This is a genomic window from Burkholderia sp. MS389 (assembly GCF_016899425.1).
GTDB classification, from domain to species: domain Bacteria; phylum Pseudomonadota; class Gammaproteobacteria; order Burkholderiales; family Burkholderiaceae; genus Burkholderia; species Burkholderia sola.
In genome coordinates this window covers 1,668,369-1,682,784 of sequence record NZ_CP045994.1, presented here as the reverse complement: position 1 = coordinate 1,682,784, position 14,416 = coordinate 1,668,369, and the positions used below count along the sequence as shown (strand labels likewise).

Below are 14,416 nucleotides of genomic sequence, written 5' to 3'. Positions count from 1 at the left end.
TCGGGGTTCATTGGATCGGGACGGGCAGCGACAACTCGACATCGGCACTGCCGCGGGTCACGATCACCGTGCCCTGTTCGCCCAGTTTCTTCAGCCGGTAGCCTTCGGCGATCTCGTCGCCCGGCCGTACCGCGTCGCGCACGTCGCAGCGCGATCCGCACAGCAGGAACGTCTTGCCGATGCCTTCCAGCACGACGATGCGCTGGCCGCTCTCGCGCCACTCCCCGGCGATCTCGAACGGGACGGCGGCGGCCGGCGGCGCGTCGATCGGCGTGTCGAGCGACGGCGGTTCCGGTTCGGGTGCGGGTTCGGGCGCCGCGACCGGCGGCGGGTCGTCGCGCGCCGGCTCCGCGCCGAGCGACGCCCAGCTCTGCGCCGGGAAGACGTCGACGATCGGCGCCGGGCTGCCGCTCTCGTGCGCGGCGCTGCCGCCGGAGAGGCAAGCGGTGGCGACTGCGAGCGCCAGCGGGATCAGGACGGTGCGCATCATGTATCGGGCCCCAGCAGGCTGACCCGCAGGTCGGCGGTGACGGTGGCGCTGTCGATCCGGTCGCGCTCGATCGACACGCCCTCGATGCGCACCATCGGCTGGTCCGCGATCTCGCGCATCGCTTCGCGCAGCCCGACATAGCTGCCGCTCAGCGCGATGCTGATCGTGAGCCGGCGCAGCTTGCCCTTCATCTCGACTTCGCGGCGATACGTCGCGTGCTTGCGATCCATGCCGCGCTGCGACAGGATCTGGAAAATCGAGTACGCCTGCTCGCTGCTGCGCAGTTGCTGCACCTGCTGCAGCGTCATGCCGCCGGCGCCGGCCTGCTTGCCCGGCTTCGGCAGCGCGGCCAGCTCCGCCACGCGCGCCGAACGCTCGGCCTCGAGCCGCTCGTCGTCCGGCTGCAGGTGCAGCGCGTGAGCGCCGATCAGCGCGACGACCAGTCCGCCCGCGAGCAGCCCCGGCACGCCGAGCTTGGCGGTCGCCGCATAGGCGCCCCAGCGCAGCCGCGCGGCAAGCGCCGTCGTGTCGATTGCTTTCAGGTTCGTCATGGGTGTTCGATGCTCAGGCTGAAGTGAAAGATGTTCTTGCCGTCCTCCGCTTTCGTGCGGTGCTGCAGCAGGCCGATCTTGCGGTCCGGGTGACGGTCGTTCAGACGATCGACGAAGATGTAGATGTGCGACAACTCCGCCGCGCCGCCTTCGATGCGCGCCTCGCGGCCGGCCTTGTCGACCGTCAGCGACTTCAGCGCGATTTGCGGCGTCCATGCGTGCTCGATCCAGTCGACCACCGACAGCCCGGAGCCCGCGGCGCTCGTCTTCTGCTCGGCGAGCACGCGCTCGATGCGGCGCTGCTCCGGCGTCATGCTCTTCTGCCGGCGCTGCTCGCGCTCGATCGCGCGCTTGCGCTGGTCGATACGGCTTTCGAGGCGGTCGACGTCGTCGCGCAACTGGTCGACGCGCGACCACTCGCTCGCGGCGAATGCACCGGTGAGCAACGCGCAGCACAGCGCGACGGCCGCCCACGGCGTGACGCGCGTGCGAGGCGCCGCGAAATCCAGTTCGTCGACGCGCGTCATGCCGGTTCTCCGGATGCGCACACGGGTACGTCGCCCCACCCGTCGTCGAGCAGCGTGACGTCGTCCGCGGCCGGCGGCGCGCCGTCGAGCGCACTCGCGAACGCCGCGCCGGCCAGCGGTTGCCCGGCCATCAGCGCGGCGGCGGCGAACCAGTCGTCGAGCCGCCGGCCGCCCGCACGCGGCAGCGTGACCACGTCGGCCCACTCGCCAGCGCGGCGAAACACGCAGGTGACGACGCGCGGCTGCAATAGTGCGTAGCGGCAGTCTTCCGCGCTCAGGCGGCCCGCATGCAGCGTGAGCGACGCCGACAGCGCATCGCGCACGCTGACGAGCCGCCAGCCGGTGGCGCGGCTCACGGTCGCGAGCGACGCGAGCAACGTGTCGCAGGCCGCCACCGCCAGACGTGCGCGGCCGTGCCGCGCGGCTTCGATACGGATGCGCAGCGCACCGCGCTGCGCGCGGGCGGCGAACAGCGCGCGCGCATAGCCGTCCCAGGCGGCGTCCGACACCAGCCCGTCCTGCCACGGCAGCACGACGCCATGCGTCCACGGATGGCCGACGACGATCCGCAGGCGGTTGCACATCGGCAGGCGCTGCTTCGGCAGGTCGCCCAGCACCCGCGCCAGCGCGTCGGCCGGCAGTCCGTCGTGCGCGACGACGATCTGCGGCGGACCGGCGCGACGCACGCGCCAGCCGTCGCTCGTCCACACGCGCAGCGTGTCGGCGTCGAGCACCGCGACGGCGTTATTCCACGGCGATCGCACGCTGCACCTCCTGGAACGTCGTGAGCCTCGCGCGAATCGCCGCCAGCCCCGCGTCGCGCATCGACTGGTAGTCGGCGTTGTCCGCAAGCGCGCGCGTCCGCTTCTCGATCGAGCGTTCGAGCAACGCGACCTTCATCGCGGCGTCGAGCGTCAGCACTTCCGCGAGCCCGATCCGGCCGTGATAGCCGGTGCCGCGGCACGTCTCGCAGCCCGCGCCGGGCGCGACCACGCGCTTCAGTTCGTCGAGCGGCGCGTCGCGCAGGTCGGCGCCGTGCGCGGCGTCGCCGCAGTTCGCGCAGATCCGGCGTACCAGGCGCTGCGACACGACGCCGTTCAGCGCCTCGAGAAACGTCGATGGCTCCACGCCCATGTAGATGAACCGGTCGATCACGCTGAACCCGTCGTTCGCATGCACGGTCGACAGCACGCGGTGGCCGGTCAGCGCGGATTGCACGGCGATCGACGCGGTCTCCTCGTCGCGGATCTCGCCGACCATGACCGTGTCCGGATCGTGACGCAGGATCGAGCGCAGGCCGCGCGCGAACGTGAGCCCCTTGCGCTCGTTGACCGGAATCTGCAGCACGCCCTGCAGTTCGTATTCGACCGGGTCCTCGATCGTGATGATCTTGTCGTCGCCGGTGTTGACCTCCGACAGCACCGCGTACAGCGTCGTCGACTTGCCGCTGCCGGTCGGCCCCGTCACGAGCATCAGCCCGTACGGACGATGCGCGAGCGCGCGCACGCGCCGCGCCGTCGGCGCATCGAAGCCGAGCACGTCGAGGCTCACGCTGTCGCCGCGCTGCGACTTGTCGAGCACGCGCATCACCGCGTTTTCGCCATGGGTGCCGGGAATGATCGACACGCGGAAATCGATTTCGCGGCCCTGCATCACGACCTTGAAGCGGCCGTCCTGCGGCACGCGCTTCTCCGCGATGTCGAGCGCGGCGAGCACCTTGAGACGCGACAGCGTCTGCGCGGCCGCCTCGAGCCCCGGAATATGGCGGATCGACTGCAGCACGCCGTCGATCCGGTAGCGGATCGACAGGCCGTCCGGCACCGCTTCGAGATGAATGTCGCTGGCGCGGCTCTGCAGCGCGTCGTAGAGCGTCGTGTTGACGAGCCGGATGATCGGGCTTTCGTCCTTCGCGATGCTCGCGAGCGAGATCGACTCGATCGCCTGCGCGAGCGAATCGCCCTGCGTATCGATCGTCACGTCATCCATCAGCCGCTCGCTCGACTCGATGTCGCCGAGCAGCCGCTCGACCTCGCCCGGCGCGCTCATCGCCAGTTCGATCGGCCGCGTGCCGAAGCGCGCAAGCAGTTCGTCGCGCACGTGGCGGGCGAACGGATCGGCGACGACCACGCACGGCGCGCCGTCGAGTTCGACCGGCAGCACGCGCCAGGTCAGCGCGTCGTGCAGCGGCAGCAGGTCGAAGCGCGTGCGCGCCGCGCGCAGCGCATCCGCGTCGACTGCGCCGATGCCGAGGCAGGCGGCCGCCTGTGCGAGCAGCGCCGCATCGGCGGCCAGCAACCCGCCGACGTACTGCGCGAAATCGACGCCCGATGCGTCGGATTCCGACTGCCAGCGTTGAACGATGTGTTCCGTTTTCATTGAATTTTCTCCAGTTGGACAGTGGAATCGCGAACGCGTTGGCGCTCGGGCTATCCGACGCTGCCGGCCAATTCGAAGATCGGCATGTAGAGCAGCAGGACCACCGCGCCGACCGTCGCGCCCACCGCGAGCATCAGGACCGGTTCGAACACCTTGCTGAGCATCTCGATCGCGCGGTCGAGCGCGCCGTCGTGAAACTGCGCGATGTGCTCGCACATCCCGCCGAGGTCGCCGCTCTGTTCGCCCACGCGCAACAGCCGCTCGGCGACCGACGTCGTCAATCCATGCGCGGCGAGCACGGCCGCGACCGGCCGCCCTGCGCGCATCTCGGTCAGCGCGACGGCGAGCCGCGCGCGAAAGTGCTCGGGCAACACCTTGCCGGACAGCTCCAGCGCCACGATCGCCGGCGTGCCGCCCGCGATCAGCAGGCCGACGGTCCGGTAGAACCGCGTGAGCGCGAACAGCGCGCAGATGTCGCGCACTTTCGGCGCGCGCCACATCAGGCGCTGCACCGCACGCTTGAACGCGGCCGAGCGGAGCCCCAGCGCCGCGCCGACGAACGACGCAGCGACCGCGAGCCCGACCGCCATCCCGTTCTCGCGCAGCAGGTTCGCCCACCAGAGCATCGCGCGGGCCGTCGCAGGCAATGTGGCGAGCGATTCGAACACCACCGCGAAACGCGGGATCACGAAGAACGCCATGAACAGCAGGATCGCGATGCCCACGCCGATCACGACCGCCGGATAGATCAGCGCGCCGATCACGCGCTTGCGAACCTGTTCGATTCGCACTTCGTATTGCTGATAGCGCTTGAGGACGAGCGGCAACTGACCGCTGCCCTCCGACGATTCGATCGTCGCGACGAGCAGCGGCGGAAAAATGGCGGGCTGCTGCGCGAGCGCCTTCGACAACGGCTGCCCCTCGACCATCACCGCCAGGATCCGGTCGATCACGTGCTTCGCATCCCGGCCCGAATCCGCCTTGTCGCGCAGCGCCTCGAGCGCCTCGATCAGCACGAGGCCCGCGTCGAGCAGCGTCGACAATTCCTGCAGGAACAGCGCGAGCGCGAACTTCGGCGCCCGTCTGCGACGCCCGAAACGGGCATCGCGCCGCACCTCGAGCACGACCGCGCCCTGCGCCGCGAAGCGCGCCCGCACGTCCGTCTCGCTTGCCGCTTCGACCGCCTGCTGCGTGACCTTGCCGGCGGCAAGCACGCGTACCCGAAACGCGTCCATCGCTACCTCCGCCAGTCGTCGAGCAGCGCAAGGCTCGCGTCGCGATCGCTCGTCAGCGCGTGGTACACGCGCCAGACCTTGGTCGCATAAGCCTTGCGCGCGGGTTCCCGTTTCGTCGACGACCCGGCGTTGTACGCGCCGACTGCGTTCCACGTGTAGCCGTGCCGGTCGATGAATCCGGCGAGAATCGACGCGCCGGTGTCGATCGACGTGCACGGCTCGTCGATCAATCGCTTGTGCGTCACGCCGACCTTGACGAGACGCGGCAAATGCGAACTGTTGATCTGCATCAGCCCGATGTCGTAGGTGCCGTTCCGGTTCCAGTTCATCGCGCGCGGGTTCAGCGCGGATTCCACTTTCGCGATCGCGACCAGCAGCAACGGATCGATGCCGTGACGATCGCCCGCCCGGGTCCAGCAATCCTTGGCCGCGGCGCCGGACGCGCAGGCGGCGAACAGCGCCACCCCCGCGATCCAGCGGCGCGGACCCTTACATGTCATAGACGAGGTCCGCATCGAGACCACTCCCGCCGACACGACCGTCCCGTCCGAGCGACACGATCTCCGCCTCGCCTTCGCGGCCCGGCACGTTCCATTGGTAGGCGCGGCCCCAGCCGTCCTTCGGCACCGCCTTCGCGAGGTACGGACCGTTCCAGCCGTCGCTGCCTTGCGGCTGCGCGACCAGCGAGTCGAGCCCTTCGTCGGCCGTCGGATAGCGGCCCGTGTCGAGCCGGAATTGCGTGACCGCGTCGCCCAGCGTCTTCATCTGCGCTTCGGTCGACTTGACCTTGGCCTTGTCGACCTGCGAGAACAGCTTCGGACCGACATAGCCGGCCAGCAGCGCGATGATCAGCAGCACGACCAGCAGCTCCAGCAGCGTAAAGCCCTGCTGGCCGCGGCGCGTTGCCCATTTCCGGTAGTTCTGTTTCACGTCGTTTGCCCTCTGTAGAGATCCCGGCACGGCGTCGCGGCCGGGGGCCGTCGTGTTGCAGACGGCAGGTGAGTGAGGCGCTTTCGGAGAGGTGGTTCGATTGAAGGAAAGCGCCGATCGATGAGGTCATTTTCCCGGGGGAAGGGAAGCGTCACCACCTTCATCAACGAAATATCAAAAACGGTTTTGAATCGGCCGACTCGCGACCGCGCGTCAGCAAAAAAGCCGCGCGCATGGCTGCGCGCGGCTCACGTCATCTCCTTGTCAGGTCGTTACTTGCTGCAGGCGCCCAGGTCCTTCCACACCTTGCCGGTATGGTCGGCGCCCGTCGATGCCGGATCGCCCGGGACCTCGTTCTGGGTCCACCAGCGCGCCTCGTACGTGCGGCCGTTGTGCTGCACCTTCGCACCGCCCGTGTAGGCCGTCCCCTGCTTCCATGCAGCCTGGCACTGAGCGCCTTCGCCGCCCGATTCGCCGGTCAGCTTGAACGTGGTGGTTTCCTGCTTCAGCGTGCCGCCCTCGATCTGCGACGTCGCCACGGCCGTGTGGTCGCCCGCCTTCGCGTTCGCGATATCGACGTTCACGTCGCCCTGCATGCGCATCGTCGACGACTTCGAGCCGACCAGCGAGTTCGCCGCGTCGTAGACCTTCACCGTGACGTTCGTGTCCTTCGTGTGATTGAACTTCAGGAAGAACTTCGCGGTCGCCTTGCCGTTCTGGATCTTGAACTCGCCGTTGTTCGAAATGCTGAAGCCTTCGTCGAGGCCGCCTTCCGGCTGGTGATCGATCGTCGTCTCGGTGCGCACGATGCCGCTGGTGCTCTTCGAGAACACGTCGTTCTTGCCAAGCGCGGGCTCGATGCGGCCGTCGCGCTCGACGCCGGCGATCAGGTTCGCCGCCTGCGTGCGGTTGATTTCCTTCGCGAGCAGCATCGGCCACATGTTGCGTTCGCCCTGCTGCGCGGAGCCGATCGTCACCGTGGTCTTCATCGACGGCACTTCGCCGCCCGACTTGAACACGCGGTTCGTGACCTTGTCGCCAGTCTTCAGGTCCATCGTCGGCGCGATGCTGCCGACGTTCGACCAGTTCGGCTTGCCCGGATCGGTCGGGCCGCCGGCGTCGGTGATGTTCAGGTCGGCCACGTTATAGAACATGCCGGCCGTATCGCCGACGTGCCACGTCGTCAGCATCACGTGATGGCCCTTCTTGTCCGACGGGATCGTGCAGCCGTGCGGGCCGATCTCGTCGGCTTTTTTCATCCCGCCGTCGATCGTGCAGAACGGCGCCAGGTCGAACTGCTCGCGCGTGAGCTTCGCGTTCGGATTCCAGCCCTGCTTCGTCAGGTAGTACTTGAATTCCTTCGTCACGTGCGGCGCGGTGAACGTCCACTTGAACTTCTGCGCGCCCGGCTTGATGTCGGTGATCTTCCAGCGATCGACCGACTGCTCGTTGAGCTCGCTGAACTGCGTCACGCCGCCGCTCGCGATCTCGCCGTCCGGCGCGCCGGCTGCCGGGAAACCCTGCTTGCCTTCGATGCTTTGCGGTTCGTAGGTGACCGAACCGCAGTTGAAGTTTTCGACCTTGCCCGCCTTCGAACTGCACAGCAGGCCGCGCGACGGCGGCTCCGACAGGTAGCCGTGGGCAAACGCGGCTTGCGCGAAGAACATCGACGCGCAGGCTACGAGCGGCGACAGGGTAAAGAGGGTCTTTTTGGCTGATCGGGTTCTCATCTGATTCCGTTGGGTTGAGCGTTGAATGGAGTTGCCTCGTTAAGCGAATCGCGAACGATCCGCCGGAATGTGCGTGACGTATGTCCTGCTGACGAAACGCTGGGTGCAGTATCGTCAGGCGCCGCGCTTCGGCGTACCTTCCTGAACGATCTCTCAAAGAATCGTCGCCCCCAGCCCGCCCGCTTTTAGATTGCGTTGAGAATCGTTGCCGCCATGCCGCCCTCGAAAAAGAATGTGCTCGCTTTCCCGCACTTTTTTTCAACACCCGGATGGATGGTTATCAAATTGAAATCGCATAAACGCACTCCCGACATCGTGATCCGCCGCCGCTCCCTGCGTCGTGCGCACGTTGCCTATGCCGCGCTCGCCGCGGCCAGCGCGCTGAGCTTCGCGAACGCCGCGCTGGCCGCGCCCGGCAAGCCCAGCCTGAAGCAGTACGAAATCACGTCGCAGCCGCACGGCTTCGTCGAGATCGACATGCAGAAGGCCGGCGTCGCGCCGTACAAGGACATCGTCAAGCTGAACAAGAAGGTCGACGTGCCGCTACCGTTCGACATCTGGAGCAACGGCACCGCGGTGAAGGCGGTCGCGGTGGTCAACGGTGTCGTCGATCCGGCGTCCGAGGTCCGGATGACGCCCGGCGGCACGCAAAGCGGCCAGGTCGTCGCGAACGTGAAGACGCCCGGCGTAAAGAAGATGCAGGTTCGCGTGATCGACGCCAACGGCGCCTCGACCGACAGCGCGCCGCTCGACGTGGTCGTGTTCGACACGATTCCCGAACTGGCGGACGACCTGCCGAACAACGCGAGCAAGACCCACAAGCCGTATGCGAACACGTCCGGCTCGGTGGTCGGCACCTACTTCGCGACCTGGTCGATCTACGATCGCAAGTTCAACGTCGACAACGTGCCGGTCGAGAACCTCACGCACATGCTGTACGGCTTCATCCCGATCTGCGGCGGCGCGGACGTGAACGCGTCGCTCGCGAAGGACCTGCCGGGCTCGTTCAACACGCTGATGCAAAGCTGCAAGGGCCTGCCCGACTACAGCGTCGCGATCCACGACACGTACGGCGAAATGGCCAAGGCGCTGCCGGGCCAGACCGCGAATTCGAAGCTCAAGGGCGTGCTCGGCCAGATGATGGCCGCGAAGAAGCGCAACCCGAACCTGAAGATCCTGCCGTCGATCGGCGGCTGGACGCTATCCGACCCGTTCTTCCAGATGCACGATCCGGCGAAGCGCAAGGTGTTCGTCGATTCGACCGAACAACTGCTGCGCACGTGGAAGTTCTTCGACGGCGTCGACATCGACTGGGAATTCCCCGGCGGCAAGGGCGTGAATCCGTCGCTCGGCGATCCGGTGAAGGACGGCCCGCTGTATGTGACGCTGATGAAGGAACTGCGGCAGATGCTCGACAAGCTGTCGCAGGAAACCGGCAAGACCTACGAGCTGACGTCGGCGATCGGCGCGGGCAAGGACAAGATCGACGTGGTGAACTACAAGGAAGCCACGAAGTACATGGACTACATCTTCGACATGACGTACGACTTCTACGGTGCGTTCAGTCTGACGGAGCTGGGCCATCAAACCGCGCTGTACGCACCGGACTGGAAGCCCGACACCGCGTACACGACGCACAACTCGATCAAGGCGCTGCTCGCGCAGGGCGTCGATCCGAAGAAGCTCGTGGTCGGCGCGGCGGCGTATGCGCGCGGCTGGAACGGCGTGCACGGCTATGCCGACGGCAATCCGTTCACCGGCACGGCGACGGGCCCGCACAAGGGCCAGTGGGAGCCGGGCATCCTCGACTACAAGAAGCTCAAGGCGGAGATGATCGGGCCCAACAACGCCGGCATCAACGGCTACGAATACCACTACGACCAGACGGCCGAAGCGCCGTACGTGTTCAACAAGAGCACCGGCGAACTCCTCACGTTCGACGACGAGCGTTCGGTCCTCGCCAAGGGCGACTACGTGCGTGCGCATCAGTTGGGCGGCCTGTTCTCGTGGGAAATCGACGCGGACAACGGCGACATCCTGAACGCGATGCACAAGGGCCTCGGCCACGGCGACGAAGGCGGCGGCGGTGCCGAAAACCATCCGCCGGTCGCGAACGCAGGCGCCGACATGACGGTGACCGGGCCGCAGACGGTGACGCTCGATGCGTCGAAGTCGCGCGACCCCGACGGCGACAAGCTGAGCTTCAAGTGGGAACAGGTCGGCGGCGATCCGCTGAAGCTCGTCAATGCGACGAGCGCGACCGCGAGCGTCGACGTGCCGTCGGTCAAACAGGACACGAAGTACACGTTCCGCGTGACGGTCACCGATCCGGCCGGGCTGAAGGATACGGCGCAGGTGGTCGTGACCGCGCAGGCGGACGCGACGGTCGAGCCGCCGCCCGCCGAGAACCGTCCGCCGGTCGCGCACCTCGGCGGCCCGGCAACGGCTGAAGCCGGCCAGGCCGTGACGCTGTCGGCCGCGAAGTCGACCGACCCGGACGGCGACAAGCTGAGCTTCAAGTGGAACGTCCCGACCGGCATCAACGCAACGCCGAGCGGCGCGACGTTGAACTTCTCCGCGCCCGAACTCGCGAAGGACCAGTCGTTCACGTTCTCGGTCACCGTCAGCGACGGCAAGCTGTCGAGCAGCGCCAAACATACGGTCCTCGTGAAGGCGAAGGATGCGGGTGGCGGTAACGGCGGTGGCGAAGGCGGCGGCAATGGCGGCGGCGAGTACCCGGCATACAAGGCCGGTACGCAATACAACGCTGGCGACATCGTGTCGAACCTCGGCAAGCTGTACCAGTGCAAGCCGTTCCCGTACAGCGGCTGGTGCTCCGGCGCGCCGGCGGCATACGAACCGGGCAAGGGCTTCGCGTGGAACGACGCGTGGACGCTCCATGGTGACGGCGGCAACGGCGGCGGCGAAGGCGGAGGCGAAGGCGGCGGCAACGGTGGCGGCGAAGGCGGAGGCGAAGGCGGCGGCAACGGCGGCGGCGACCACCCGCAGTACAAGGAAGGGACGAAGTACAACGCCGGCGACGTCGTCTCCAACAACGGCAAGCTGTACCGCTGCAAGCCGTTCCCGTACACCAACTGGTGCTCGATGGCGGCCTGGGCTTACGAGCCGGGCAAGGGCACCGCATGGGACCAGGCGTGGGAGGAACACAAGGAGTAAGACCGACGACGTGCCAGGTCCGGCCGGCCGCGCCATCGCGGCGCCCCGGCCGATGTGAAACCCGCGTCCAACGACGCACAACGGCAAATGCCTGAATCGCCCCCGCCTCGTGCGGGGGCGTTTTCGTTTCGGGACCGGGCGATGCGCGGCCGTTTCAGGCGTCGGTCTCCCGTGTCGGCTTCCGGCGCTTGCCGTGCCGCCGCGCGTGCATCCGTACGCCGCAGGATCAGCCTGCAAACGCGCCGGATGGTGCGCGCGATGGCCGACAGGGCCGGGCCGCCGGATCGTCATCGCCTGGCGGCATTCGCGGCCTCGCCGTCGTGCGGTAAGCGGTAGGCGGTACGACAGCAAGACGCACGCAACCCTTTCACGCTTCCTTCCGCCCGAGCCGGGCACACGTGACGTCATTCGACACGCTGTCCGGGCCTCGGTATTCGTCGTCGTGACGAATGCCCCGCCGAAACGCAAAAAGGCCGGACCCGCGCGGCACGGGATCCGGCCTTTCATCGATCGGGTTTCAATCCTCGCCCGGCTTCGGCAAAGCGCACGCCCGCGCTGCCGTTCCGGTACCCGGCGGTTACGCGTCTTCGAGCATTTGCGCTGCGGTTCTCGGCAAGCGTACGGTAAAGCGGCTGCCCTGCCCCGGCGCCGACGTCACCTCGACCGATCCCCCGTGGCGCTCGATCACTGCCTTCACGAACGGCAGCCCGAGGCCGACACCGCCACTTGCGTCGCGATACATGCCGTCGACCTGAAAGAACGGTTCGAACAGCCGCGGCATCGCGTCGGCCGGAATGCCGATCCCCTGGTCCTGCACCGCGACCGAAACCTGCCGGTCGTCGGCATCGATCCACACGTCGACCACCGTGTCCTCGGCCGAGTACTTGATCGCGTTGTCGAGCAGATTGGTCAACGCGCGCAGCAGCATGTCGCGATTGCCGAGGACGAACGCGTCGTCACCCTCGTAATGCGGGCCCTCGACGCGGATGCGCTTCCCGTTCGCGCTGTGCCAGACATGATCGACCGCTTCCGTCGCGAGGTCGCTCGCCGACATCGGCACGTAGGCATGCGTGTCAAGGTGCTCGGCGCGCGACAACTGCGTGAAATCCTGGGCGACGCGCAGGCTGTAGTCGACGAGCTTGTGCAGGTCGGCCAGGAAACCCTCGTCGCTCGCGCCATCGGCCTGGTTGCGCTCCTCGAGCAGCGAGAGCACCGTCGACAGCGGGTTGCGCAGATCGTGCGCCATGTGCCGCAGCGTCCGCCGGTCGCTTTCGACCGCGGCCTTGATGTTGTGGATATCGACGAGGCAGATCATGCTCGCGGTCGAACTGTGCCGTTCGCCATCGCCGAACGGCGTCACCATCACCATCTGCGTGCGCCCGTTCAGCGCCAGCTCGGCCGAATGGATCTTGCCGCTCGCCTTCGCGGTCAGCACTTCGTCGCGCACGATCGACAGCACGCGCCGTACCGCCGCGTCGCCGTCGGCGTCGAGCGCCGCCAGCATCGCGCGGCCGCGTGCGTTGCACATCAGCATCTCGCCACGCTGTTCGACGAAGATCGGATACGGCAGCGTCTCGATCATGTCGACATACGCCGTCCGCCATTCGCGAATGCGCTGCATCGCGAGGTCGACTTCATCCGTCGTCGGCAGCCCGCTGTCCGCGCCGGCCGCGGGCGGCAAGCCGACGAACGCGTGCTGGCCGGCCAGCCCGCGCAGCATCCCGTATTCGCTCAGCAGGAACGCCCGCAGGCTGCCGGCGCGCCGCCAGCCGCATATCGCGAAAATCAATACGCACACGGCAAGCAACGGTCCGATCGGCGTCCAGTACGACCCATGTACGAGCAGCAGCATTTCGGCGGCGACGAACGCGGCCAGCCACCCGATCGCGAATGCATACATGCGCCAGCCCGGCACCAGCAGGCAGATCAGCAGCATCCCCGTCGCGACCGCGATGCTGACGGCGATCTGGATCGCGATCGGCTCGCGCCACAGGATCTGGCCGTCGACCAGCGCCTGCGTCACCAGCGCATCCACCTCGACGCGACGCAGCCGTCCGCCCGCCGACGTCGACAGGTCGTAGACGCCGGAGAGATCGGACATCGCGTCGCCGACGAAGACGATGCGGCCGCGCCACGCCGACTCGGGGATCCGCCCCTTCAGCACATCGACGTACGAATAGCGGTCGAGATCGAAGCGCGCCGGCAGGAGCAACGCGAGCGAGCTCGCTTCGACATGGCCCATCCTGGACACGTGATCCTGCACGTGAAGGCGCACGTCGCCGGCCGGCAGCGACCTCCCCGCGACACGAATCGCCTCCAGCGCGACATGCGACAGTTCGCGGTCCGAATCGCCGGCCCGGACGTACGGCACGATGCCCTGCACCAGATGGTCGCTGCCGAGCACGACGCTGCGCTGGCCGACGGCCGCCGCCGCGCCGCGCAACCGCGGCGCGGGCAGCAGCACGGTGTCGGCGCGCGTGCCCTCCGGCGACACGTGGGCGGGCAGCACGACGCGCCCGTGCCGGGCCAGCGCAGCCGCGAGCGCGTCGTCGCCGCGCGCCGGGCCGAACATCGTCATGTCGAGCACGACGCTCGATGCGCCGCCCAGACGATCGAGCACTTGCGCATAGGCGGCTCGCGTATAACTTGCATCGCCCCCCAGTTCGGCGACCGTCTTCTTGTCGATCGAGATGACGACGACATCGTCGCGCGCGCCGTAATCGACGCCGGTCGTGACCAGATTCCAGTACAGACGGTCGAGCGGAGACAGCAAGGTCTCGGCCGCCGGCGTACAGCTGAGCACCGCCAGCAATGCAACGCCGGCCGACAGCGGCCAGACGGCGGGCCGCACGGACGTCGCGATTCTCCAGACTCGATTGAGCCAGTCAGGCATGGGATGGCATTCCGCGTTATTGTTTTATTTGCCCGAGTTCGATGGTGCGCATTTCCTGAATTGTCTTGCGGCGGATCGTCCGCATTCTTCGTCGCACTGGCGATCCCGCCGCGCGACTACCGCGCAGGCGGGCTCGGGTTCCTCAACACACAACCGCGCCGCATTCGGCTGCCGGTTACCAGACCGACATGTTGCTCGAATCGCTTTGATTTTTTTCAAGTTCCAGATTCAATTATCTCTTGTCCCATAGGATTTATCCGCACTTTAGTACTTGTCTTATCCCTCGAAATCAAGCGTGCTGCCCACGACGAGGACGGACGGCAACGCTCCGCCGTTGTCTGCGCAACGGGACGACGGGTCGCGGGCCGGTTCGCGTCGATACAGGGCCATCGCGCCGCAGTTTCGTCGTGCAACGGCGCGGTCCGATCCGTCGAGGTGCCGGCGGCTATCGAGCGCGAACGAATATTTTTGGTGGGTTCCAGTGGAATTGTGTTGACAGCCACTTCG

11 protein-coding genes are annotated in these 14,416 nt (G+C 67.2%); 1 reads left to right on the top strand and 10 read right to left on the bottom strand.

The window, feature by feature from the left end; translation table 11 throughout:
- Nucleotides 1–7: 7 nt before the first annotated feature.
- The 9 genes from GJG85_RS07800 to gbpA form a co-directional block, all read right to left on the bottom strand.
- Nucleotides 8–490 (bottom strand): hypothetical protein, encoded by a 483-nt coding sequence (locus tag GJG85_RS07800; RefSeq protein ID WP_050012532.1) that lies wholly within the window; start codon nucleotides 488–490, stop codon nucleotides 8–10.
- Complete coding sequence (locus GJG85_RS07795; protein WP_050012531.1) at nucleotides 487–1,041, bottom strand: hypothetical protein; 555 nt, start codon at nucleotides 1,039–1,041, stop codon at nucleotides 487–489. The genes GJG85_RS07800 and GJG85_RS07795 overlap by 4 nt, the downstream gene beginning before the upstream one ends.
- A complete protein-coding gene (locus GJG85_RS07790; protein WP_050012530.1) occupies nucleotides 1,038–1,568 on the bottom strand; it encodes a hypothetical protein in 531 nt (176 codons plus the stop codon). The genes GJG85_RS07795 and GJG85_RS07790 overlap by 4 nt, the downstream gene beginning before the upstream one ends.
- Nucleotides 1,565–2,332: a hypothetical protein gene (locus GJG85_RS07785; protein ID WP_235356171.1), complete on the bottom strand. Its 768-nt coding sequence runs from the start codon at nucleotides 2,330–2,332 to the stop codon at nucleotides 1,565–1,567. Before GJG85_RS07785 ends, GJG85_RS07790 begins: the two co-directional genes overlap by 4 nt.
- Nucleotides 2,313–3,944, bottom strand: a complete 1,632-nt coding sequence (locus tag GJG85_RS07780) for a GspE/PulE family protein (protein ID WP_050012529.1) — start codon at nucleotides 3,942–3,944, stop codon at nucleotides 2,313–2,315. The genes GJG85_RS07785 and GJG85_RS07780 overlap by 20 nt, the downstream gene beginning before the upstream one ends.
- A gap of 50 nt (nucleotides 3,945–3,994) precedes the next feature.
- A complete protein-coding gene (locus GJG85_RS07775) occupies nucleotides 3,995–5,179 on the bottom strand; it encodes a type II secretion system F family protein (protein WP_089488399.1) in 1,185 nt (394 codons plus the stop codon).
- Nucleotides 5,180–5,181: 2 nt separating this feature from the next.
- Nucleotides 5,182–5,694 carry a lytic transglycosylase domain-containing protein gene (locus tag GJG85_RS07770; protein WP_089488644.1) on the bottom strand — a complete coding sequence of 171 codons (513 nt, stop codon included), beginning with the start codon at nucleotides 5,692–5,694 and terminating at the stop codon, nucleotides 5,182–5,184.
- On the bottom strand, nucleotides 5,669–6,109 hold the full coding sequence (gene gspG / locus GJG85_RS07765; protein ID WP_050012527.1) for a type II secretion system major pseudopilin GspG: 441 nt from the start codon (nucleotides 6,107–6,109) through the stop codon (nucleotides 5,669–5,671). Before gspG ends, GJG85_RS07770 begins: the two co-directional genes overlap by 26 nt.
- Before the next feature lie 272 nt (nucleotides 6,110–6,381).
- On the bottom strand, nucleotides 6,382–7,839 hold the full coding sequence (gene gbpA / locus GJG85_RS07760) for an N-acetylglucosamine-binding protein GbpA (RefSeq protein WP_176015701.1): 1,458 nt from the start codon (nucleotides 7,837–7,839) through the stop codon (nucleotides 6,382–6,384).
- A gap of 285 nt (nucleotides 7,840–8,124) precedes the next feature.
- Here gbpA and GJG85_RS07755 point away from each other — a divergent pair, with 285 nt between their 5' ends.
- Nucleotides 8,125–11,016, top strand: coding sequence for a glycosyl hydrolase family 18 protein (locus GJG85_RS07755; RefSeq protein ID WP_239468934.1), 2,892 nt, complete (start codon nucleotides 8,125–8,127; stop codon nucleotides 11,014–11,016).
- A 577-nt stretch (nucleotides 11,017–11,593) separates the two neighbouring features.
- On the opposite strand, the gene GJG85_RS07750 is transcribed toward GJG85_RS07755, so the two are convergent.
- Nucleotides 11,594–13,909, bottom strand: a complete 2,316-nt coding sequence (locus tag GJG85_RS07750) for an ATP-binding protein (protein ID WP_050012524.1) — start codon at nucleotides 13,907–13,909, stop codon at nucleotides 11,594–11,596.
- Between the last annotated feature and the right edge of the window lie 507 nt (nucleotides 13,910–14,416).